The following is a 22,984-nucleotide window of genomic DNA, read 5'->3' as shown; positions in this document are numbered from 1 at the left end:
GGCCGCTCGTCGCGGCCAGCACCTTCCTAACCCGGCAATGGCTCCGTCTCGCCATTGCGCCGCAGCAGTGCGCGGAGATTTCGGATGACCGGGAAGACCTCCTGGTTGCGGTCGTAGCCCTGCGCGTCATGCGCTGCCTGTTCGACCTCCACGATCTCGCGGTCCTCTTTGAAGATCCGCTCGGTAAATAGAACGAGCACCGGCCAGGCCGCTTCCAGCAGGCCGGGGATCTTCGGGCGGCTGATCGAAAGCAGTCCGAAGGTGCGGTTGGTGCGTTGCTCGCGGTCCTGCGGCACGTAGCTGATCCAGAGGTCCATGACCGGCCGCTCATCCTTCGTGCGGATGCGGAGGGTCTGGTAGGGGTATTCGGTGCGGATGGTCATGACGTCCTGATCGTCGATCCCGTCACCCAGCTCTCGCCGCTGACCGAAGATCGCGGCCTCGCCCCAGGGCTGCTTGCCGCCGACCCGGGCGAAGCTGTAACGCGCCTCCACCCAGTCCTCGCCCAGAGCCTGGCCGAGGAAGCGCGGGCGCATCTTGCCCATCTGCTTGCGGTGGAGAAACTGATGGTTCATGTCCATCAAATTCTCGTGCATGAAACTGTAGTGGCAGCCAACGACACGGCCGAAGCGGCGGGTCTTGTAACTGGGATCCGCGACCGAGCCGAGGTTCGGCAGGGGTACGCTCTGGGCTAACGCCTTGTCGCCGGGGAAGACCATGATCAGCCCTTCCTTCTCGACGCAGGGATAGGCGCGGACCCCGTTGGGCAGCTTGTCCTTGCCGAGATAGGGCACATCCGTGCAATTGCCGGACTGGTCATAGGCCCAGCCATGATACCCGCAACGCACCGCGCACCCTTCCACCATTCCTTTGCTGAGGGGCACCTGGCGATGGGCGCAGCGATCCTCCAAGGCGAAAACCGGGCCAGCCTTGGGCCTGACGAGCACGATCGGATCGCCAGCATAGCGCACCGCCAAGGACTTGCCGGGCTTCAGCTCACGCGACCAGGCGAGGGGGTACCAGTGATCAGGCGAACTCGCCACGCGGCGCAGGTCGCGCGCGAAGGGACCGTCCTGATCGAAAGCCTCGGTGGTCGGTAGAGAATGATCCATCGTCGCTTGGCCTCCAGTCCTAAGTCTTAAGCATAGCGGATGCCGCGGAGCGAGATAAGACTTGTTCGTTTCGATCTCGCATTAGAAAGGCTTCGGGAACAAAAGCTCGTCTTCAGGGGCAGTTATTCACCGAGATCCACCGGCCCGATCTCCGCAAAGACATCACCCGGTCCCGGATTTTCTGGAGCCGTCTTCCCGCCCATATGGTGCAGCACACCCCAGACCGCGTTGAGGGCGGTCTGCACCGCGCCTTCGGCCCAGGCGGGCGTGAAGGAAATGCCGTCTCCCGCGAGGAACAGGCCGCGCTCCGCCGGCGGCGTGGCGTCCTGCATGAATTGGCAGAACATGCGGCGATTGTACCGATAGTGGCCAGGCAAGGCACCCTTGAAGGCGCCGAGGAAATTGGGGTCGGATTCCCAGGACACCGTGATTGGATCGCCGATGATATGCTTGGCGATATCAACGTCAGGGTAGATCCGCCGGAGCGCGCTCAGCATCAGCCGCACACGAGCGTCAGCATCCAGGGGCAGCACCTTCATGGCATCCGTCATCCATGAATAGCTGAGACAGATCACAGAGGGTTTACCGGCACCGTTGTCGAACAGATAGGTGCCGCGGGTTATGCGATCGGTCAGCGTCATGCTCATGCGATAGCGGCCTGTCGCGGCGTCACGGTCCTGCCAGAAGGGCCGGTCGACCATGACGAAGGTCTTGGAGGATTGCATGTAGCGTGTGCGGTCCAGCGCCATCCAAAGCTTCTGGCTGAATAGATTCTCGTCGCAATCAATGCGGGTGGTGAGCAGCCAGGAGTGGCAGGTCACGATCGCGGCATCATAACGCCGCGTATCACCCCACCGATCTGTCAGCGCGAGTCTTCCGTCCGCCTCGCGGGCGATGCGGGTGACGCCGGGCCGCGGCGCGCCACCGTGCAATCCGGCGAGCGATGTGCCCTGCGGCCAATGCGCGGCGCGCTCGACCGGGCGGTGCCACAGTCCACGCGGCAGTTGTTCGGCTCCTCCGATGATCAAGCGTTGGTGATCGTCCTGCGCGGTCGCGACGACGCGCAGGATCTCGAGCATGGAATTGGGAAAGTCGCTGTCCCAGCCGCCGGTGCCGAAGCCGACCTGGCCGAAAATCTCGCGATGCCGAAAGCTTCTATTCGCGAAAGCGTGAGACGTGGCGAGGAAGTCGTAGAAGGTGCGCTCGTCCCAAAGCGGCACCAGCCGGTTCCAGATAGATTTAAGCGTGGCGACATCCCGCTCCCGCACGGCATTCTGCAGGGCGGCGAAGTCGGCGCCATCCTCCAGCGCATGCCGCCAGGCATCGGCGACTTCCTGCAGAAGGGGCGGCAGCGCGCCGGCGCCTTCGACATAGACCTGCTCGCCTTCGAGATCGATCAGCGTCGAGGGAGTCGCGGCATCGAGCGGATTGGGGAAGGGCTCGGTCGGCAGGCGCAGCGCGTCGATGTAGTGATAGAGCGCAGTCGAGGAAACCGGGAAGCGCATGCCGCCGAGTTCGGCGATGACGCCGTCGGTACCCGCGAAAGCCTCTGATCTCAACCTTCCGCCAATTCGACCGGCCTCATAGACCACCGGTCGGAGGCCGAGGCGCAGAAGCTCATGGGCCGCGACCATGCCGGACAGGCCGGCGCCGATGACCGCGACCTCCCGCCCCAGCGCTTCCGGCGGCAGCGCGCCGAGGCCGGCGGGATGCGCGAGCCAGTCATCATAGGCAAACGGAAAATCAGGCCCGAAGGTGGTCACGGGCCGCACGGGAGTCGCGGTCTCGGTGTCCAGCAGCACGCTCATGGCGGCGCTCCCCGGCTGTCCTGCGTCAGGCCGTCCGGGTGGTCAGGTGGCGCGGATGACGGCCTTGGGCTGTTTCTCGGCTAGGCCGGGCGGGATCTCGACACCGATCTCCAAAGTCGAGAAAGCGTTGCCGCGATCGAGCTTGATCTGCACCTTGTCGCGCTCGACGAAAACATGTCTTGCGATGACCTGGAGAATTTCCTCCTGCAGAACGGCGATGAGATCGCTATTGCCGCCGAGCGTCGCGCGCTCATGCGCCAATAGAATCTGCAAGCGGTCGCGCGCGATCGTCGCGGTCGGCTTGCGGTTGAAGAAGCCGAATAGACTCATGCGACCCTCCGCCCGAACAGCTTGTCCATCAGGCTCTTCTTCTCGCCCGGCACCGTCATGGGCACCTTCTCGCCCAGCAGGCGGCGCGCGGCATCCATATAGGCGCGGGACGGCGCCGCATCCGGATTGCTGAAGATCACCGGCGTACCGAGGTTGGAGGCGCGCAGCACTTCCTGACTCTCCGGAATGATGCCAAGCAAGGGGATCGAGAGAATCTCCAGCACGTCCTCGGTCTTCAGCATGTCGCCGCGTGCGGCGCGCACTGGATCGTAGCGCGTCAGCAGCAGATGCTTTTCGACCCGCTCACCGCGGGTCGCGCGATCGGTCTTGCTATCAAGCAGACCGATGATGCGATCACTGTCGCGGACCGACGAAACCTCGGGGTTGGTGACGATGACCGCGACATCCGCGTGGTGCATGGCGAGGCTGGCGCCGCGCTCGATTCCGGCGGGGCTGTCGCAAATCACCCAGTCGAACATTTCGCGCAGTTCGGTGATGACCTTGGCGACGCCTTCATTCGTCAGCGCGTCCTTGTCGCGGGTCTGGGAGGCGGGGAGAATCGACAGCGTCTCGACTCGCTTGTCGCGGATCAGCGCCTGACTCAGCTTCGCCTCGCCCTGGATCACGTTGATCATGTCGAAAACCACGCGGCGTTCGGCGCCCATGACGATGTCGAGGTTGCGCAGGCCCACGTCGAAATCGACGACGACGACTTTCTTTCCTGTCTTAGCAAGCGCGGCGCCGAGCGCGGCCGTGGATGTCGTCTTGCCGACGCCGCCTTTCCCTGAGGTAACCACCAAGACTTTAGCCATTGCCTGCACCCCTATCGCCTGGCCCTGCCCCGCGCGCGCGCCGGGCGAACGAATGACTTTTTCTCAGCTCAACTCGGTGATGATGATCGATTCGCCATCGAGCCGCGCTTGGACCGAGCGGCCGCGAAAGGCTTCCATGTCGTCCGCCGTCATGTAGAGGCCGTCGATCGAAATCAATTCGGCCTCCAGCTTCTGGCAGAAAATGCGCGACTGCGGCGTGCCGTTCACGCCGGCGATGGCACGGCCTCGCAACGCGCCATAAACATGGATCGAGCCACCCGCCATGATCTCGGCGCCCCAGGCCACGGTACCGTTGATAATTACGTCGCCCTTGGGGAAAACGATGGTCTGGCCGGAACGCACCGGCTCGTCGAGAATGAGAGACGTTGGCTCGGGCGGCGGTGGCGCGTCCGGCGGATCGACCGGAACTTCGTACAAGCCGCCGGGACGGCCGCCAATGAGCGGACCGCCCACTGATTGGGCCGCGGGGGTGAGACCGTCCGCGCCCTCGGCGCCAATCACGCGAATGCCGCGGGCCTGCATCTCCTGAAACAGCGTCGGCAAGCCCGGGTCGGACTCGGGGACGGCCGACAGATCGACGACGATCGGGCGGCCCGCGAAGAAGGTCGCGGAGCGCGCGATTTGGGCGTCAAGCTCCGCGATCCAGTCGCTCAGAGGCGGCTCGGGCGAGAGCACGAAAGCCATAAAGGAGCGGCCTCGGACTCGGAGATTGGGACGGTTGCGGGAGAGGGCTGTCACAGCGCGACCGGTACTGCCGGACGTGGCAAAGGTCAACGGATTTTCGGCGGATCCACCAGATGCTGGGTGCTGCCAAGCGTGGATCCCGCTACATCTAGCGAGCGCACTACATCTGGACTATCGGTTCGTTGTCCGCGATCGGCTTGCGGACAGGGCCGAGACGTAGGCGCTGACGCCTGCCTGGCGCAACATCTCGACGGCTCGGTGCTGTTCCGCAGGTGATCCCTTGTCGAAAGGAATCATCTTGTCGCCGAAGGTTAAAAAGAGTCGGCCCGTAGGGTCGCGCACGATACCGTAGGTTGAGCCGTCCTCAAGAGCGTATTTCACACCGTTGACCCATCTGTCCGCGCCGCAGATCGTATAAGGCCCCATTTGCAGATAGTGGCCGGCATTTTCTGGCGAGAACATGGGACCAACATAGCGCTGCAGGTTGTTGAAGAAGAGCGGGACTAAAGCGAGGTGGGGAGGAGCATTTCCGAGATTCTGTAGCGTCGGCAGCTCCGTGTGATCGACGCCGTCGGGCGGCGGAGCGTCGTTCCGGACGATAATTGGAGGCTTGCCTACTGCCTTCGGCTGAGGCGCCTGGCGACTCGGCGCGACACGGAAAGCCAGAGGCGCCCCCGAATCGCTTACCAGGCGAAAATGGCGCTCCGATCTTCCGACAATGTTCGACATCGATCCGCTTCTCTCAGGAACAGACATTTTGTCTGACAAACATTTACGCTGTCTAAATAGAACGATGGCTCGCGCATTCCGCTTGCTGTCGCGCCGCGTCGCCGCCTTCATGGCAGCATGATCGAAGCTCGACCCGTCGCGACCCGCGAAGCCGTTCTCGCCTGTGTCCTCGGCAACGCGCTCGAATTTTACGACTTCACGACATACGCCTTCTTCGCGGTGGCGATCGGGGGCGCCTTTTTTCCGGCGCATGATCCGGTGGTCAGTCTGCTGATCTCCGTCGCGACCTTCGGCGTCGGCTTCGTGACGCGGCCACTGGGTGGACTGGTGATCGGCGCCTTCGCCGACCATGCGGGGCGAAAGCCCGCGATGATGCTGACCATCACGCTCATGGCGGCGGGCATGCTCATCCTCGCGCTGACGCCGCCCTTCAGCGTGATCGGCTACGCCGCCCCCGTCATCGTCGTGGCGGCCCGGCTATTGCAGGGGTTCGCGCTCGGCGGCGAGGTCGGGCCGGCGACGGCCTATCTCGTGGAGACGGCGCCCGATGACCGGCGTGGCCGGATCGCGAGTTGGCAAATCGCGAGTCAGGGCGCTGCCATGCTGGTCGCTGGAGTCCTTGGCTTCGCACTCTCGCATAGCCTGTCGGGCGAGGCGATGGCGCAATGGGGCTGGCGCGTTGCGTTCCTGCTCGGCCTCGCGATCGTCCCGGCCGGGCTCTATATCCGGAACCGTCTGCCCGAGAGCGCACACGGCCGGGCTGGCAAGCGGGATAGCGGCCGGCAGGTGCTGCGGCGTCTGCTTCTCGGCCATCCCCGGCCGCTGGCGCTCGGCTTGGTCGCCATCATGACCAGCACAATATCGACATATGTAGGTATCTACATGACGACATATGCCGAAACGGCGCTGCATCTGAAAACGCCGACCGCTATCACGGCGCCGCTCATTGGTGGCGGCACGACACTGGTCTTCGCGCTCCTCGGAGGGTGGCTCGCGGATCGCTACGGCCGCAAAGTGGTCATGCTGCTCCCGCGCGTCCTGCTGATCCTGGCGATCTATCCGGCCTTCTTGTTTCTCAATGGCCACCCTTCGCTTGCCACTCTGCTGCTGACGACCGGTTTGATGTCGGTGCTCGGCTCGCTAAGCAGCGCCGCGGTGATCGTCGCCATTCCAGAAAGCCTGCCCGAAAGCGTGCGCGCGTCTGGCCTCTCCACGGCATATGCCTTTGCGGTCACGGTTTTTGGCGGCACGACGCAATTCGTCCTCGCCTGGCTCATCGGGGTGAGCCACGACCCGCTGGCGCCGGCTTGGTACATGATCGTCTCGGGCATTCTGGGGGTGATCGCCATGGCGCTGATGCCCGAAACGCGGGGACGCCCGCTGCCGCGCGATTAGGGCGTGAAGAATTAAATACTGCGCCCCGACCTGAAGGGTCCGTCATGGCACGCGAAGGCGTGCCATCCACGCCTTACCTTCGTCTAGCAAAGAAGGCGTCATGCTCGGCCTTCGCCGAGCATGACGCGTGGGATGATGGGTCCAGTTCCCCCGCGGCTAGGCTAGAAGCCGAGCCTGTGTCAGCATCGCATCGTTCCGCCGGGGCAAATGCGAGTCTTGGCGGCGACAGCGACTCGACCGGTCCACCAAGGACCGGCGGAAAACGCCAGGGGGAAACATGGTCTATGCGGAAGGGACGCCACCGGTGCTGCCGGGGCTCAAGACGAATTCGGTGCGACTGCCGGGTGCCATCATCATGTCGGCCGCCATCATGGGGCCTGCGGTCTCCACCTTTTTTAATCCGCAATTCTCGACACCATTCTCGGGCTCCGCGACGCCTTTCGTTTATTTCCTTTGCCTCATCGCCATCCTGATTGCCGCAAGTGGCATCATGGAAATGGCCGCCGTCACGCCGAGTGCCGGGTCCTTCTACACCTATGTCACGCAGGGTCTCGGGCCACGTGCCGGATTCATCACCGGCGGGCTGATGTTCATGGCCTATGCGCTGCTGCCGCCGATCGAGGTGGCACTCATCGGCGCCTATTTGCAGCAGACCATTCAGCAGCAATTCGGCATCAATATTCCCTGGATATTGATCGGCCTGATTCCCTGGGCGATCATGACCTTCCTTGCCTTGGAAGGCGTGCAGTCCTCGCTGCGCACCGCGATGGTCTTGTTTGTTGTCGAGGTCGCGGTCGTTCTGCTCATGGCTTTGATCGTTGTGGCTTCGGGCGGGGCGCATGGACTTTCGGCGCATCCGCTGACGCCGTCCGCCTCACCACATGGCATGCAGGGCATCATCACCGGCTTTGTTTTCGCGGCCCTGAGCTTCGTCGGCTTTGAGGGCGCGACGACACTCGGCGAGGAAGTGCAGCGGCCCCGCCGCAATGTTCCGCTGGCGATCGCGCTCTCCACCATTCTCGTCGGTGTGATCTATATCTTCTGCATTTGGGCTGAGGTGCTCGGGTTGGGTGACGCGAAGATCAACGCTCTGACCGGAGCATCGACTCCGTGGAACGATCTAGCGCATCTCTACGCGCCCTGGATGACGCCGCTGATCATCCTCGCCTCGGTCTCCTCGATGTTCGCGGTGACGGTCAACTCCAATACCGGCATCGTGCGGATTCTCTATACGATGGGCCGCGAGGGGCTGCTGCCGCGCTTCCTCGCGCATATCAATCCGAAGCGGAGCACGCCGTCCAACGCCGTGCTGTTTCAAAGCGCCTTCACGCTGATCGTCGTTGTGATTGTCGGCTCGGTTTCCGGTGGGCTCGGGAATCCGGATGGCGGAAGCAATGTCTATGGCTTTCTTGGCTTCTTGCTGACGCTCGCGATTCTGATTGTCTATGTGCTCGCTGATATCGCGGCCATCGTCTATTTTCGCCGTCAAGGCAGCACGCGCTTGCTGCGCCATATCCTGCTGCCGGCACTCGGTGCCTTGCTGATGACGGCGCTGTTCGTGGCGCAGATCATCGAGCAGACCGATGCGCCCTATACCTGGATTCCCTGGGTTGTCGTGGCCTGGGTCGTTCTGCTCATTCTCGGCGCTGCTTGGCTATCGGTCGCGCGGCCGGCGATCTTGCGCGCGGCAGGTGTCGTGCTCGGCTAGGGTTCCGCGGCTACCGCCCCGCCTTCGCAAAGGGAACACATCATGGCGCAGCGTTTTACCAACAAGGTCGTTCTGGTGACCGGCGGGGGCGGGGGTTGCGGTGCCGCCGCCGTGCGGATGTTCGCGCAGGAGGGCGGGCGCGTCGGCATTGTCGACCGCTCCGCCGAGAACGGCGCGGCGGTCGCGGCCGAGATCAAGGCGGCCGGCGGTGAAGCCTTCTTCGCCCAGGCGGATGTCTCGGTGTCATCGCAAGTGACGGCGGCGGTCGATGCGGTGACCAAGGCGCTGGGGCCGCCGACCGTGCTGTTCAACCATGCCGGCACCATCATCGTGAAGCCATTCCTCGAAACCACGGAGGAGGAGTGGGACTGGCTGATGGCGGTGAATGTGAAGAGCATGTTCCTTGTCACCAAGGCGGTGCTGCCGGGCATGATCGCGGCCGGCGGCGGCAGCATCGTCTGCACCTCCTCCATCTCGGCCATCGCGGCGACGCCGATGGAGGTGGTCTACAATACGAGCAAGGGCGCCTGTCACATGTTCGCCCGCGCCATCGCGGTCGATTTTCGGGATCGCAAGATCCGGTGCAATGCCGTCTGCCCCGGCTTCATCCGCACGGCGCATGGCATGTCGGAAGTCGAGAAGCTGACGGCGCTGGGCGTCGATGCCTCGGATGAGGTGATTGCCGCACAGCAGGTGCGCATGTGCGAGCCGGAGGAGGTAGCGCGCGCCGTGCTGTTCCTGGCGAGCGACGACGCCTCCTTCATCACGGGGACGCATCTCTTCGTGGACAATGGTTTCACCGCTGTCTGACCAGCGCGCATGAGACTTATGTGCGGCGCAGCATTTGCTCGGAGGCTGCGCCGTCCCACTCTTGAGGCACCGGGGCGGCTACGAGCCGTCTCGCTTCGCGGCGCAGGTGGCGCCGGCCTGGCCGCACGGAGCTTTAGCGGTCATACGTGAACGGAGACTTGCCTTGAAAACCAACCTCTTTTTATCGGCCTTCGCTGCCGTCGGAATTTTGAGCAGCGGCGCAGCCTTCGCGCAGTCGGCGCCAGCCAGCGTCGTTACCCTAAAGCCGGGCCAGACAGTCGACGGCGCTGGTCCCGCGCAGACGGCACCCGCCGTTGTTGCAACCCAGAGCGCCTCCGACGTAGGCGTGGTGAACCTCAAGCCGGGTGAGACTTTCGGCACGGCGTCACAGGCCGATCTGGGCGCGACGCAGGCTGGGGCGACTTCTCCCGCCAGCTAACACGACCGCGTATCGCTTCGTCATGTGAATGAGGGCCGGCGGGGTTTAGAACCGTTGGCCCTTTTTTACGATTCGGGCAGCAGGCGGCGGCCGTTGCGCTTGCGGGGATCGCCGGCTTGCAGGGTGGCCCGTTCGCGCTCCTTGAGACGGCGGACCGCGAGGGCTGCGGGGAAGCTCGCCCAGGCGATGCTGTAAAGTAGCACCGCACCGCCAAGCAGGAGGCGGAAGCCGAGTTCCGTCGCGATGAGGTTGGCGAGCGGCGTCGCGATAACGGAGAAGGCGCCGTTCAGGGCCCAGGCCCAGGGTAGGAAGCCGCGCCCCTCGCGGGAGACCTCGGCGAGGCCGAGCGGGAATGGCATGCCCAGCACGAAGGATAGAGCGGCAAGCCACACCGTCAGCAGCGCGATCCGCAGGGGCAGCGGCCAGCCGATGGTGGACAGCATAACGCTCGGCAGCAGCACGAGGCTGACGAGCAGCAAACCAAGGATCACCGGCCAGAGGCGGGTCAGCAGCGCGCGGCGCGCGACCATGCTGCCGAGACCCGAGAAGAGTAGCATCCCGCTCAGAACCAGCGCGAAGGCGGTGGTGACGTCGTCAAGGTAAAGGCTCGCCTCGCCGATCAGCGCGATCTCGATGAAGAGATAGCCAAGGCCAAGTGCCGGGAAATAGATCAGCGCGCGGCGCAGTGGCCGGCCCTCGGCACCGATGCGGCGAGGCGCCGCCAGCGGCAGCAGCAAAACAACGGCCGCGACCAGCGCCGCCTGCGCCAATACGGCGAGATTGATGAGTGGGCCGAGTTCCTGCTGCGGCAGGATCTCCAGCCGCTTGAGCAGGGTGCCGAGGTGATCGAGCCGCAGGATGTCGAAGAATTGCGGCCTGTCCAGCGTCTGTGGCCGGAGGTCGAATTCCCGCGACGAGGCGGTGGGCTGCCCAGCCAGCACGCCAGCAGCCTCGTCGGCGATCGAGTCATCGGCGGTGGCGCTGGACTCGACCTGTCCGGCGGTGAAGGAGATCGCGGGCAGGTCGTTGTAAATATTGGCTCGCGCGGCGGCGACATCCATGCCGGGGTAGAAGGAGACGTCGAAGGAACGGTCGTCGCAGAATTTCCGCACGGCCGCGATGCGGCTTGAGTCCCATGGTCTGCGGGCAACGAGGATGCGGACGTTCCAGGCCGAGCGATACACCATGACATGGGCGGCGGGGTCGGCGACGCCGGCCGCTGCTAGACCCGCCCGCACCGTCGAGATCATGCGGAGCGCATAGACGGGGAAGTCGCGGATCGAGACCGGGATCGAGATCATGCCCTCGGCGCTGAGCGCGCGAAGGTCCTTGGCGATGGCACCGGCCGTGAAGGTGGTGGCATTGGCAGGGTCGGCCGCGAGAAAGCCGTCGGATATTTCAATAAGGTCGAGGCTGCCGGGCTCCGTGGTGTGGATGAGCGCGAGCGGGCTGCGGCCGAGCACTGTGACGCCGGGTGCCGCGCGTAGATCCGCCCGCAGAACGGGATCGGGTTCGTCGGCCAGGATCGTTGACGCGCCCAGCCTTTGCGCCTGTGCCGCTGCCCAGCCACCGGCATCGCCGATCAGCAGGACGCGAGGGTTTTTCAGCAGGAGATAAGGCGCGGCGGCCAGGGTGCCTGGCGCGTACCGGCTGTCGAGCTGGCCGGTCGATGGGACCGCGGCGATCCGCGCGCCATCGCGATAGAGGCCGAGGGTGCGCGGCGGGCTGGGCACATTCAGCATGCCGCTGTCGTTGGAGAGGTCGGTATCCACGCGCTCGGTGAAGTCGTCGAGCAGGGTGTAGACGCCGCGCGGCGAGAGGGTCTGGCGCTTCACCAGGGCATTCGGCGTGTGCAGCGGCGCGTAGATCGGCTTGAACTGGTTGAAGTCGGCGACATCGCCGACGATCAGCAAAGCCTCCCCGGCCAGCAGTCCGACAACGGCGGCAAGGATCGCGGGGAGACGATAGGCGCCGCGCGGCACGAAAAATGCCATGGCGCCTAGCGGCAACAGCAGCGCGGGCAGCAGCCGGAACGGGTGCAACACGAACATCAGGCCGAGCACGAGAAGCGCGCCAAGCCCAGCGCCGCCGAGGTCATAGCCATAGACGCGGGTAGTCTCGGTGGGGCGCGTGACGAAGCAGAGGCTGATGAAGATCCCGGTCAGGAAGAAGAAGGGCAGGAGTTCGAGGTAGTAGAGGCCGATGAGCCCGATCTGCGGCCACAGCGTGACGGGGTTCTGCAACTGCAGCGGGTTGAAGGGATTGCGGATGATCAGCGCATATCCGGCGGCGGCGGTGACCACCAGGGCCGCCGGCAGGAAGGCGAAAAGCCAGCCCCTATGTCGCTCCAGCCAGTCGCGTGCGACGGCGGTGAAGACGCCGCTGATGGCGAAACCCGCCATCACGATCGAGATGACCCAGTAGCCGTATTCGGACCAGGAGGCGACGGCGAAATAGCGCGTGAGCGCGATCTCGATCCCTGTCGAGGCGAGGGAAACGAGGAGCAGCGGGACCAGCGAGATGGCTCTGGTCTGTGCCATCGTGCCGCTCATGCCCAGACCCGCTGGCTCAGGAAATTGGCGAGCACTGTGTTGAAGCGTGTTGCCTGGTCGATGAAGAGCGCGTGGCCGGCATTGGGAAAGATCACACTGACTGCCTGAGGATCGTTGCGAGCGAGATTGCCGGCCTGGCCGGCGAGGCCGGGGCGCACACAATAGAGAATGGGCACGCCTGCGGCGTAGACTGCCTGGCGCCAATAGCTGCGCGGCACGCGGTAATTCAACAGCGCGCGGGACGCTGGTTCAGGCGTGATGAGGCAGGTCGCCGTGAGACGGTCGAGATAGGCGGGGGACTGCGGCGAGCGGAACATGCCGCGGACAAAGCTTCGCATCATGACGGGATAGGGCACCGGCGCCCGTCCATGGCGGCGATGGGGCACGGTCTCGGGGCGTGGGGGCGGCGATTCGCCTATCGAGTTATCGACGAGCACGAGGGCGGAGAGCCGCTGCGAGCCATCGGTGCCGACATAAGCAAGGCTATCCAGCACGCCGAGCGACCAGCCGCCGAGCACCACCTTGGGTGCGCCGATCGCATTCAGCAGCTCCGCGATATCCTGGCCGCGCCGGGCAGCGGTGTAGCCGGTGGCGGGGATCTCGCTATCGCCCTGGCCGCGCGGGTCGAGCGCGATGACGCGGCAATACTGGCCGAAGTACAGCAGCTGCGGGCTGAAGATCCAGGCGGGCATGGTCCAGCCTGGGATCAGAACCAGGACATGCTCGGCGCCGGCACCTGAGACCGGCCGGGTTTCGAGGTAGTGCAGCCGCACGCCGTCGCTGGTCATGAACGCTCGGCTGGCAGCGCCGAGCTGGGCCGCGTTCGCGGGCTGCTGGGCAAACAACGGCAGTCCGGCGGCGGCGAGCAGGGCGGTGCGGCGGCTGATCACTGTGTCACGGCCAAAGCGATCTGGTGGAAGAGCACGGCCGGCAGCGAGCCGCCGGTGACATCCTTCGCCATGGGGGTGTTGTCGTCATTGCCGATCCAGATGCCGATCACGCGGCCGTTTACCCCGCCGATGAACCAGGCGTCTCGGCTTTCCTGCGTCGTGCCGGTTTTGCCCCCGACATAATAGCCCGGAATGGCCGCCGCCGTTCCCGTGCCGTAAGCAACCACCGCGCCAAGCATCTGCCGCATCTCGCCAGCGAGGGCGGGGCTGATGACCGGCTGCGCGACGAGAGGCGGCGCCACGAGGTCATGCCCCTCGGCGGTCAGCGCGGTGATGCCGTGGGGGAAAACGCGGCGGCCGCCGTTGAAGAAGGTCGCGTAGGCACCGGTCATTTCCAGCAAGCCGACCCCGCCGGAGCCGAGTGCCAGGGTCATGTCGTCGGGCAGCGGATCCGTGACGCCCAGGCGGCGGGCGATGGCGGCGACGGCGCGCGGACCGCCGGCGCGCTGCATCAGCCGCACCGAGGCGGTGTTGAGGGACAGAGCCAGCGCGGTGGAAAGGCTGACGGTGCCGTGAAAATGATGCTCGTAGTCTGTTGGGCGCCATTGGCCGATGCGGATGGGGGCGTCGAGGATGGTGTCGTCCGGGTGCATCCCCGTCATCAGCGCCCCGAGCCAGACGAAGGGCTTGAAGGAGGAGCCGGCTTGGCGGCGAGCCAGCACGGCGCGGTTGAAGAAGCTACGCCCGGCCTCCGATCCGCCGACCAGCACCCGCACGGCGCCGGTGGCCGCGTCCATCACGACAACCGCGCCCTGATGGGCTCCGGCTGCGGCTCCGGGTCCGGCGAGCAGGGCCGCGAGATCGGCCTGAACGATGGTTTGCAGCGCCGGGTTGAAGGTGGTGGCGAGGCGGGAATCGGTATCCGCCGGGATCAGGGGGCCGGCCTGCTGGGCGGCCCAGGAGGCGAACCAATAGTCGGCGCCGACTGCGCGGGGCGGGAAGGCGATGGCGTTGGCGGCGGCATCGGCCTGTGCCGGGGTGATATTCCCGGCGCGCACCATCGCCGCCAGCACTTCCTTCGTGCGGGCGGTCGCCGCGTCGAGGTCGGTCAGCGGGTTGAAGCGCGAGGGGGCGCGAGGCAGGCCCGCCAGCATCGCCGCCTGCCACAGCGAGAGGTTCTGTGCGCGCACCCCGAAATAGGTCTGCGCGGCGGCATCCATGCCCCAGGCCCCGGCGCCGAGATAGACCCGGTTGAGGTAGATTTCGAGGATCTCGGAAGGCGTGAAATGCCGCGTCAGCCAGAGGGTCAGCAGCAGTTCCTGCGCCTTGCGGCGAACGGTGCGGGCATTGCTCAGGAACAGCGTCTTCGCGACCTGCTGCGTCAGCGTCGAGCCACCCTGCACGACGCGGCCGGAGATGAGATCGACCACGGTGGCGCGGGCCATGCCGAGCAGGTCGAGACCACCATGTTCCCAGAAGCGCCGATCCTCGACCGCGACGACCGCCTCCGGCAGATAGGCCGGCACCGTGTTAAGCCGGAGAGAGCCGCCCGAGAGGTCACCGAAATGGGTAAAGGGGCGGCCAGTCTGGTCCGTGAGCACCAACGACGGGCGGCGCAACGAGGCGATGGCAGCCGAGGGGCGCGGCATGTCCCAGGTGAACCAGAGCAGCACGATGGCGACGGCGAGGCCGCCCCAGACGCTGATCAGCAGCAGCCAGCGAAACAGTCCGAGCAGGCGACGGCCATGGCGCCGGGGCGCACGGGGCTCGGCAATCGGGGCTTCCGCGGCTGGCGAGTAGAGGGAGGACGGATAGGCGACAGGGGGGTAGGCCGGAGGGAATGTTTGGGGCGGATAGGCTGGCGCCGGCCCTAGGCCTTGACCGGGCGGCGCCATGTTGCCGGAGTTGATGTTGTACATGAAGTAAGTGCGCTATCATCCGGTCGAAACTCTGCGACCATGATAGCAAGGATCTTGCGCAGTCAAGGAAAAGGCGGGAGCCGCGTAGCAGTCCGGCGGCGCGGCCTTTGCTAGACGGAATACCGCCGGGCCGCGACGCCCAATTCCTCTGGCGGCGACGCTGGGGCAACGGGCGGGGTCGCTGATCCCGGAAAAAGCATATCGAGCCGCACATCCGAGGGCGATATGAGCGGGACCTCGGCGCCACCCGGCACAACGCCGGCGGAAGCGGAACCCCAGCAATCATACAGCCTAAAGGCCCCGTAGGTTCCGCCAATGGTTAACGCCGCAGCGACCCAGAACCATGGTGAACTTACCAGGGAGGACCCATTAGTGTCCGCGCTGGTCTGGGCTGCCGCTGAGCCGTTTGTCGGATTAGAGGGATCGGTCGCTGAGCTTGGCCACGGAAGCGCTTCCCAGAGACTGCCAAAATATGTCCATCGATTGTCGGCCGCGACCACTCCCGGCATGTGGCCGAGTGATCTGCCCGGAGGTCTGGTAACCGGCAATCGCGTGCTGGTGGTTTTGGAGGCGTATTTTTCAGGCCAGGCGCAAATGCCAGATTTCCCGAAATAGGCTTCGAACTTCGTCTTTTGGCGGCAAGGCGAGATGGTTGGCATATGCGACCCCTAAAGCAGCGGGTCATGAGAGGCCTAGAATGTTAACACACTGAAAATTTACGGAGATCCGCGTTAATTTGGTTAACACGACCCCCGCTTGCGCAGACGTACACTGGATAGCGTATAACGCGGGAATTCGACCTGAATGGAGATGCGGATGAAAGGTGTCTATCCGGATGCCTCGGACGGGCTCGCGGATATCTACCGGCGCGTGGTGTTGCCGCATGATCCCGTTATCACCCTGCATGAGCACAAGCTGATCTCGGCGGCGGAGCTGCCCGACATCCTGGCCGGGCACGACTTCATGCTCAACGACCACACCTTCCTGCCAACCGAGACGATGGCCCGCTGCGAGCGGCTGCGCCACGTCATCTTCCTCGGCACCGGCGCGCGCTCCTATATGGATGTCGAGGCGCTTGAGGGGATGGGCGTCAGTGTCCATACCATCAAGGGCTATGGCGACCGGGCGGTGGCCGAGCATGCCTTCGCGCTGATGGGCGCGGCTGCGCGCGACATCGCGGCGATGGACCGGGCGATTCGCGCTGGCGGCTGGGCGCGCAGCGAGGGCATGGAACTCGGCGGCAAGACGCTCGGCCTGCTCGGCTTTGGCGGCATCGCGGCTCACATGGCGCGGCTGGCGAGCGGTATGGGGATGCGCGTGCTGGCCTGGAACCGCACGCCGCGCACCGCTCCGGGCGTCACCTTCGTCGATCTGCCCGAGCTACTGGCCGAGAGCCAGGTGCTGTCGCTTCATCTGTTGCTGACCGATGAGACGCGGCACATCGTCGATGCGGCAGCCTTGGCGGCGCTGCGGCCCGGCGCGATCCTGGTCAACACCGCGCGCGGCGGGTTGGTGGATCAAGCCGCTCTGGTCGCGGCGTTGCATAGCGGCCACCTGCGGCATGCGGCGTTGGATGTGTTCGACCAGGAGCCCTTGCCGCCGGGAAACCCCTTCGCCGCATTGCCCAATGTGACCCTGACGGCCCATAGCGGTTTCAATACGCCCGAGGCGGCGGAGACGCTCATCCGGCGTGGCCTGGACATCGCCAAGGGTCTTTCGGAAGGTTAAGCTTTCCGCGATAGAGACACCGGCCGGCTGGCGGACGTGGCGGAACCGGTAGACGCAGCAGACTTAAAATCTGCCTCTCGAATGGGAGTGCGGGTTCGATTCCCGCCGTCCGCACCAGACGGTTCGACCTCCGCCGAGGGTGACGGCAGGCGGTTAGGTTGCCGGCGGGAAAACCCGCACCGCATCCGGCGCTATGCCGAGTTTCAAGGTCGTGCCCGGCGCGGGGGAGGCCCCGGCGCCGAGGCGCGTGAGGTCCACCAGTGCCAGGGTGCCCGCTCCGATATCGACCTGAAGCCGGTGCGTGCTGCCGTGGAACACCGTGCCGGCGACGACACCATCGATCACCGAGAATTCGCTCGACGGCCCGCTTCCGGGCGCCAGAAGTGCGATGCGCTCCGGCCGGATACTGGCAGTGCAGGCGATGCCGACGGTCAGACCACGCGGGGCGCCGCGGGCCCGGACCCGGCCGCTGCCGCAGGAGATAACGCAGTCTTCGCCGACGCGGCTGAGTAGCCGTGCGGGCAGCATATTGGTGCTGCCGAGAAAGCCCGCGACGAAGGGATTGGCGGGGCGGTCGTAAAGCTCGGCCGGCGCGCCAATCTGCGCCACGCGGCCCGCCTGCATCACCACGATGCGGTCCGACAAAGCCAGCGCCTCGGTCTGGTCATGCGTCACCATGATGAAGGTGATGCCGACGCGGGATTGCAGTTGCTTGAGCTCGTCCTGCATCTGCGCGCGGAGATGCGCGTCGAGCGCGGAAAGCGGCTCGTCGAGCAGCAGCACTTCGGGATGGCGGATGAGGGCACGGGCCAGCGCGACACGCTGCCGCTGGCCGCCCGATAGCGCCGCCGGGCGCTGGCCGGCTTTCTCGGCGAGGCCGACGAGTTCCAGCATCTCCTTTACCCGTCGCGCGATTTCGGCACGCGGAGCTTTCGCGACGCTCAGACCGAAGGCGATATTTTCCGCGACGGACATATGCGGGAACAGCGCGTAATCCTGGAAAACCGTATTCACCGGGCGGCGATAGGGCGCGTCACCCGTGATGTCCCGGCCGCGCAGCAGAATGCGGCCTGAACTTGGCGTCTCGAAACCCGCGATCATGCGCAGCGTCGTGGTTTTGCCGCAGCCCGAGGGGCCGAGCAGCGTCAGGAATTCGCCGGCCTCGATGTCCAGATTGAGGTCGGCGACGGCGGGCGGCGCATGGCCGAACCGCTTTTCGATTCCCGTCAGCGTGATGATCGGCGCGCCTTTCTCGGGGCGCGCCGCGGTGGAAAGTTCAGTCACCTTCCTTCATTCTCTCATAGGCAGTTGCAATGGCGCGGCGGTTCTTCATCGGGATGGTGAAGACGGTGTCCTTAAGCGCGGTCTGCGGATCGTCGGGCAACGCCATGTCAGCTTTCTGCTTCGCGGTGAAGCTGTCGAAAGCCTCCTGGTTCGAGGTGCCGTAGCCATATTCGCTGACCAGCGCCTCGGCCGAGGGATCACTGAGCTGCGCGTTGATGTAGTCGTAAACCTTGTCCATGTCCGTCGCGGTCTTCAGCACGACGAGGCCGCAGACCCAGGTGAGCATCTTCTCCTTGGGGTTCATGAAGGCGACGGGCACTTTCTGCTTGCGCAGATTGGTGTAGGAGGCGTTCCAGGTCATCGCCGCCACGATCTCACCCGAGGCCAGGGCCTGTTCGACCGAGGTCATGTCGTTCGTATACAGGCGCATGAGCGGGCGCTGCGCGCGCAGAATGGCGGCGACCTTTTTCACCTCATCGGGTGTTTCGTCGAAGGGATCGACTCCGGCCATGATCGCGCCGACGACCCAGGTGTCGTGAATCGCATCGATCGTCGCGAGTTTGTTCTTGTAGGTGGGATCGAACAGCAGCTTCCAGCTATCGGGCGTGCCCTTCACGAGATCCGTGCGATACAGCACCGAGGTATTGCCCCAGTCCCATGGCACCATCCAGACCTTGCCATCCTCGACCACACCCGGAATGTCTTTCAGCACCGGATAGATTTTGTCCCACTGCTTGATGCGCGCGGGATCGATCGGCTGGACCAGACCGGCATTCTTCCATTCCGGCAGCTTGTCGGTGCAGGGATGCACGATATCGGGATGAAATCCGGCTTTGACTTTCGCTAAGGCCTCATCGTCATCGCCGAAAACCGTGATGTCGACGCCTTCCTTGTGTTCCGCGAGATAGGGCTTGTGGAACTCGGGCAGTTCGTAGCCGGACCAGGTGTAATAGGTCAGCTTGTCGGCCGCGTGGGCGCGGCCGGCGAAGATCCCGGTGGTGGCGAGCGCGGCTGCGAGCAGGGCGCCGCGACAGACAGTTGAGCGTGGGAATGGCGGTGATGCGGCTCGGGACATGGCACGATCTCCTTGAACGGCTGGATTGGCGGTCACGCGAAGGCGGTCTTGTCCGTGCCGCGCCGGCGGATGAGTTCCGCGCAAAGCACGAGGCAACAGGAAAGCAGCAGAATGAGCGTGCCGAGCGCGAGCATGCGCGGCAGTTGCGTCGGGAAGCGCAGATGCGACCAGATGAACAGTGGCAGAGTTTGCTGCGTGCCGACGAGGAAGAAGCTCACGATGAATTCGTCGATCGAGGTAGTGAAGGACAAAATCAGGCAGGAAATCACCCCGGGCGCCGCGATCGGCAGCGAGATACGGCGAAAGGTGGTCCACGGCGGCGCGCCGAGATCCATCGCGGCTTCCTCCACCGCGCGGCTATAGGCGGCGAAGCGGCCCCGCATGATGACGATGCTGAGCGGCAAACAGACGATGATATGGCCGAAGGTCACCGCGATCAGCGAAGGCCCGATGCCGATCAGATTGGCGACGATCAGCAGTGCGATGCCGAGGATAACGCCGGGCACGAAGAGCGGCACGACCGCCAAGGCGGCCACCGTGCGCGTGGCGACGCCCCGGCCGCGCGTCAGCGCATAGGCGGTGAGGGTGCCGGCCGAGGTCGCGGCGAGGGATGCGACCACCGCCACCTTTAGACTGTTCAACGCGGCGGCATGCAGATCGCTATCCGCGAGGAGTTCCTGGTACCAGCGCCAGGTAAAGCCGTGCAGCGGGAAGGCGACATAGGTCGCATCGTTCAGCGAAAACAGCGGCAGCATCAGCACCGGCGCGTAGAGGAATACCAGATAGACGCAGGCATAGAGGCCGAGTGCGGAGAAGCCGCGCCGTTTCATGCGAGGGCTCCGCTTTGCCAGCGGCGCCAGCCGCGCCACGCGCCTCGTCCGACGAAGAAGGCAATGGCGAGAAACGCCATGACGGCGACAGCCATCGCGGCGCCGCCCGGCCAGTCATCGAGGCTGGAGAATTGATCCTCGATGAGATTGCCGACCATGAGGCTGGAATTGCCGCCGACCAGCAAAGGCGTCGCGTAGTCGCCGAGCGTCGGAACGAAGACGAGAATGAAGGATGCGGCGACGCCGGGGAAGGACAGCGGGAAGATGATGCGGCGGAAGACCGTCCATGGCCGCGCGCCGAGATCGAGCCCCGCTTCGCTGAGGCGCGTGTCGATCGCACTAAGACTCACGAAGATCGGCAGGATCGCGAAGGCCGCATAGGCATGAGCGAGGGTGACGACGACCGCGCCGGGGTTATAGAGCAGCGTCTCGAAGGGCGCGCCGGGAATATGCAGCGCCACAAAGGCGGAGTTGAGAATGCCGTTATAGCCGAGGATGGTTTTCCAGGCGAAGACGCGCAGCAGATAGCTGGTCCAGAACGGCAGCGTGACCAGGATGAGCCAAAGCGCGCGGCGGTCGCCGGCGCGGAAGGTAATGTAATAGGCGACCGGGTAGGCAAGCACGACAGTCGCAAGGCTCGCGAGGCCGGCGATGATTAGCGAACGCAACAGGATGCGGGCGAAAAGCGGATCCTGAACCAGGCTCGTGTAGTTATCCGTGGTGAAGGAAAACGCGAGGATCTGGCCGTCATTATTGCGAAAACTGAGAACCAGCAGCAGCGCGAGGGCGAACAAGATTCCGGTCACCGCGACCAGGCCGGCGGGGAAATTGATTACGCGCTCGAACGGGCTGCGGCGCTCCATGGGGTCAATTGAGTTTCAGTGGGGTGAAAAAGTCAATTAATTTTGCATGCTGGTTGAAAAAGATTGTTTTGGCGCTTTCCGCCCCGCATCATCGGCTAGTCTGGTCCGCGTGAGGTTCGCCCTTGTCCGTTGTGTCTCTTCCCGATGCCGCCGAAGGAAAACCATCCGATGCCGACGATCTTCGGCTGGGGGCGCAGATCCGTGATCTGCGGAAAAGCCGGGGGCTCTCGCTGCAGCAAGTCGCCAGCGAAGCGCGGCTTTCGGTGGGGCTGCTGAGCCAGATTGAGCGCGGATTGTGCTCGCCCTCGATCCGTTCGCTGCGGCAGATCAGCGAGGCTTTGAACGTCACGCCCGGACGCTTCTTTCGCGAGGAGGGCGCGCCGCCTTCGGAGGAGATCGGCCTCATCGTGCGGCGCGGGCAGGGCCGCCAGCTCAAATGGCCGAGCAATGGTGTCACGAAGTGGCTGATGTCGCCGGATGTCGCCGGAGCGCTGGAAATGCTGCTGGTGACGATCGAGCCGGGCGGCGCGTCAGGGCCGGAGCATTACACGCATCGCGGCGAGGAATGCGGCTTCATCGTCCGGGGCGCGATGCTGCTTTCCATCGAGGAGCGCAGCTTCCTGCTGCAGGAAGGCGACGGCTTCCGTTTCCGCAGCACCATTCCGCATCGCTTCGAGAACGCGGCGCCCGGCCGTTCTGAGATCCTCTGGGTTCTGTTGCGCGAGCCGGGAGATCGTCCAGCTCAGGTCTCTGCCTGAATGAGCGGACCATGCCGGTCAACGAGCGTGGCGCTGGCCTGGTTCAGCCCGATGAGTTCCACCCGCGTCCCATGCCGGCGCATCTTGGTGACGACGCCTTCCAAAGCGCCGACCGAGGTCACGTCCCAGAAATGGGCACCGCTGAGGTCGATGAGCACGCTTGCCGCCGTATCCCGCAGGTCGAAGCTATCGGCGAACATATCCGCGCTGGCGAAAAACACCTGTCCGGTCACGGTGTAGGTTCGGGTCTCGGTGGACTCGTCGTAGGCGCTCGCCACCGCCATCATGCTCATGACCTTGAAGGCGAAGAAAACGCCACTCAACAGCACGCCGACGACGACACCGGCTGCGAGGTCGCTGGTCGCGACCGTCACCACAACGGTCGCCAGCATCACCAGACTCGAGACCTTGGGATGGCGGACGAGATCCCGGAACGAGGTCCAGGAGAAGGTGCTGATCGAGACCATGATCATGATGGCAACCAGGGCCGCAACCGGAACACGCGCCACCCATGGCCTCAGCAGCACCATGAGAATGAGCAGGAACAGCCCGGCGACAAGCGTCGAAAGCCTGCCGCGTCCGCCGTACCGGACATTGCCGACCGTCTGGCCGATCATGCCGCATCCGGCGATGCCGCCGAATAGCCCGGCGGCGACATTGGCCAGCCCGAGACCCGTGCATTCCCGCGCCTTGGAGCTGGTGGTTTCAGTAAGATCATCCACCACGGTCGCCGTCATCATGGATTCCAGGAGGCCCACCACCGCCATTGCCAATGCGTAAGGAGCGACGATGCGGAGCGTCTCCCACGTCAACGGCACATGCGGCAGCACAAGGCTGGGCAGCGATGACGGCAGCCTGCCAAGGTCCGCAACGGTATGCAGAGGCATGGGCACGAGGAAACTGATGCCCGTAAGGACGACGATGCAGATCAGTGGCGAAGGAATTGCCGTCGTAACGCGCGGTAGAAGGTAGATGATGGCGAGGCCGGCCGCGATCATCGCATAGGTGTGCCAGCTCACCCCGAGCATCTGCGGCACCTGGGCCGAGAAGATGAGGATGGCCAGGGCGTTGACGAAACCCGTGCGGACCGAGCGCGAGACGAAACGCATCAGCACGTCGAGCCGCAGCAGGCCAAAGACGATCTGGAACGCACCTGCAAGCAGAGTAGCGGCCAGCAGATAGTCAAGGCCGTGTGCCCGGACGAGCGCGGCGGCGACAAGCGCCACGGACCCCGCGG

General features: G+C 64.8%; 20 protein-coding genes and 1 tRNA gene. 7 read left to right on the top strand and 14 right to left on the bottom strand.

The features are described 5' to 3' along the window. Window positions 1-26: 26 nt before the first annotated feature. The 6 genes from GSQ83_RS11260 to GSQ83_RS11235 all read right to left on the bottom strand — a co-directional run bounded on the left by GSQ83_RS11260 (window position 27) and on the right by GSQ83_RS11235 (window position 5,607). Window positions 27-1,112 (bottom strand): aromatic ring-hydroxylating dioxygenase subunit alpha, encoded by a 1,086-nt coding sequence (locus GSQ83_RS11260; RefSeq protein ID WP_158802974.1) that lies wholly within the window; start codon window positions 1,110-1,112, stop codon window positions 27-29. Between the two features lie 122 nt (window positions 1,113-1,234). Continuing rightward, window positions 1,235-2,920 (bottom strand): NAD(P)/FAD-dependent oxidoreductase, encoded by a 1,686-nt coding sequence (locus tag GSQ83_RS11255; protein ID WP_158802973.1) that lies wholly within the window; start codon window positions 2,918-2,920, stop codon window positions 1,235-1,237. A gap of 42 nt (window positions 2,921-2,962) precedes the next feature. Then, window positions 2,963-3,250 (bottom strand): cell division topological specificity factor MinE, encoded by a 288-nt coding sequence (gene minE / locus GSQ83_RS11250; protein WP_158802972.1) that lies wholly within the window; start codon window positions 3,248-3,250, stop codon window positions 2,963-2,965. Further along, the gene (gene minD, locus GSQ83_RS11245; RefSeq protein ID WP_158802971.1) at window positions 3,247-4,062 is read right to left on the bottom strand and encodes a septum site-determining protein MinD; all 816 of its coding nucleotides are present in this window, start codon (window positions 4,060-4,062) and stop codon (window positions 3,247-3,249) included. Before minD ends, minE begins: the two co-directional genes overlap by 4 nt. Before the next feature lie 63 nt (window positions 4,063-4,125). Beyond that, window positions 4,126-4,821, bottom strand: a complete 696-nt coding sequence (gene minC, locus GSQ83_RS11240; protein WP_158803144.1) for a septum site-determining protein MinC — start codon at window positions 4,819-4,821, stop codon at window positions 4,126-4,128. Between the two features lie 117 nt (window positions 4,822-4,938). Continuing rightward, on the bottom strand, window positions 4,939-5,607 hold the full coding sequence (locus GSQ83_RS11235) for a hypothetical protein (RefSeq protein WP_216850049.1): 669 nt from the start codon (window positions 5,605-5,607) through the stop codon (window positions 4,939-4,941). A gap of 6 nt (window positions 5,608-5,613) precedes the next feature. Between GSQ83_RS11235 and GSQ83_RS11230 the strand changes: the two genes are divergently transcribed. The 4 genes from GSQ83_RS11230 (at window position 5,614) to GSQ83_RS11215 (ending at window position 9,848) form a co-directional block, all read left to right on the top strand. Beyond that, window positions 5,614-6,891: an MFS transporter gene (locus GSQ83_RS11230; protein ID WP_158802969.1), complete on the top strand. Its 1,278-nt coding sequence runs from the start codon at window positions 5,614-5,616 to the stop codon at window positions 6,889-6,891. Between the two features lie 277 nt (window positions 6,892-7,168). Next, window positions 7,169-8,599: an APC family permease gene (locus GSQ83_RS11225; protein ID WP_158802968.1), complete on the top strand. Its 1,431-nt coding sequence runs from the start codon at window positions 7,169-7,171 to the stop codon at window positions 8,597-8,599. A 42-nt stretch (window positions 8,600-8,641) separates the two neighbouring features. Beyond that, on the top strand, window positions 8,642-9,409 hold the full coding sequence (locus GSQ83_RS11220; RefSeq protein WP_158802967.1) for an SDR family NAD(P)-dependent oxidoreductase: 768 nt from the start codon (window positions 8,642-8,644) through the stop codon (window positions 9,407-9,409). 163 nt (window positions 9,410-9,572) lie between these two features. Beyond that, the gene (locus GSQ83_RS11215) at window positions 9,573-9,848 is read left to right on the top strand and encodes a hypothetical protein (protein WP_158802966.1); all 276 of its coding nucleotides are present in this window, start codon (window positions 9,573-9,575) and stop codon (window positions 9,846-9,848) included. A gap of 65 nt (window positions 9,849-9,913) precedes the next feature. On the opposite strand, the gene GSQ83_RS11210 is transcribed toward GSQ83_RS11215, so the two are convergent. The 3 genes from GSQ83_RS11210 to GSQ83_RS11200 are packed head-to-tail and all read right to left on the bottom strand — an operon-like array spanning window position 9,914 to window position 15,209. Beyond that, complete coding sequence (locus GSQ83_RS11210; protein ID WP_158802965.1) at window positions 9,914-12,388, bottom strand: hypothetical protein; 2,475 nt, start codon at window positions 12,386-12,388, stop codon at window positions 9,914-9,916. A gap of 8 nt (window positions 12,389-12,396) precedes the next feature. After that, window positions 12,397-13,290, bottom strand: a complete 894-nt coding sequence (locus tag GSQ83_RS11205) for an alpha/beta fold hydrolase (RefSeq protein WP_158802964.1) — start codon at window positions 13,288-13,290, stop codon at window positions 12,397-12,399. After that, the gene (locus GSQ83_RS11200; protein WP_305782225.1) at window positions 13,287-15,209 is read right to left on the bottom strand and encodes a transglycosylase domain-containing protein; all 1,923 of its coding nucleotides are present in this window, start codon (window positions 15,207-15,209) and stop codon (window positions 13,287-13,289) included. The genes GSQ83_RS11205 and GSQ83_RS11200 overlap by 4 nt, the downstream gene beginning before the upstream one ends. A gap of 816 nt (window positions 15,210-16,025) precedes the next feature. Between GSQ83_RS11200 and GSQ83_RS11195 the strand changes: the two genes are divergently transcribed. Together GSQ83_RS11195 and GSQ83_RS11190 are read left to right on the top strand one after the other, a co-directional pair. Beyond that, a complete protein-coding gene (locus GSQ83_RS11195; RefSeq protein ID WP_158802963.1) occupies window positions 16,026-16,937 on the top strand; it encodes a D-isomer specific 2-hydroxyacid dehydrogenase family protein in 912 nt (303 codons plus the stop codon). Window positions 16,938-16,967: 30 nt separating this feature from the next. After that, window positions 16,968-17,054 (top strand) — tRNA-Leu (locus tag GSQ83_RS11190). A gap of 36 nt (window positions 17,055-17,090) precedes the next feature. On the opposite strand, the gene GSQ83_RS11185 is transcribed toward GSQ83_RS11190, so the two are convergent. The 4 genes from GSQ83_RS11185 to GSQ83_RS11170 are packed head-to-tail and all read right to left on the bottom strand — an operon-like array spanning window position 17,091 to window position 20,989. Then, entirely contained in the window at window positions 17,091-18,221 is a 1,131-nt protein-coding gene (locus GSQ83_RS11185; RefSeq protein WP_216850048.1) for an ABC transporter ATP-binding protein, read from the bottom strand. Next, window positions 18,214-19,296: an extracellular solute-binding protein gene (locus GSQ83_RS11180; protein ID WP_158802962.1), complete on the bottom strand. Its 1,083-nt coding sequence runs from the start codon at window positions 19,294-19,296 to the stop codon at window positions 18,214-18,216. Before GSQ83_RS11180 ends, GSQ83_RS11185 begins: the two co-directional genes overlap by 8 nt. Window positions 19,297-19,328: 32 nt before the next feature. Further along, a complete protein-coding gene (locus tag GSQ83_RS11175; RefSeq protein ID WP_158802961.1) occupies window positions 19,329-20,126 on the bottom strand; it encodes an ABC transporter permease in 798 nt (265 codons plus the stop codon). Beyond that, complete coding sequence (locus GSQ83_RS11170) at window positions 20,123-20,989, bottom strand: ABC transporter permease (protein WP_158802960.1); 867 nt, start codon at window positions 20,987-20,989, stop codon at window positions 20,123-20,125. The genes GSQ83_RS11175 and GSQ83_RS11170 overlap by 4 nt, the downstream gene beginning before the upstream one ends. 131 nt (window positions 20,990-21,120) lie before the next feature. Here GSQ83_RS11170 and GSQ83_RS11165 point away from each other — a divergent pair, with 131 nt between their 5' ends. After that, window positions 21,121-21,747, top strand: a complete 627-nt coding sequence (locus GSQ83_RS11165) for a cupin domain-containing protein (protein ID WP_254065638.1) — start codon at window positions 21,121-21,123, stop codon at window positions 21,745-21,747. Here GSQ83_RS11165 and GSQ83_RS11160 read toward each other — a convergent pair. Beyond that, window positions 21,732-22,984, bottom strand: a 1,253-nt coding sequence (locus GSQ83_RS11160; RefSeq protein WP_254065622.1) for a SulP family inorganic anion transporter, incomplete at its 5' end; no start/stop codon positions are given. The two genes, GSQ83_RS11165 and GSQ83_RS11160, sit on opposite strands and share 16 nt — an antisense overlap.

This window comes from Acidisoma sp. L85 (genome assembly GCF_009765865.1).
In the GTDB taxonomy this organism is placed as follows: Bacteria; Pseudomonadota; Alphaproteobacteria; order Acetobacterales; family Acetobacteraceae; genus Acidisoma.
The sequence above is the reverse complement of the archived record's forward strand: the minus strand, read 5'-3'. Positions and strand labels throughout refer to the sequence as shown.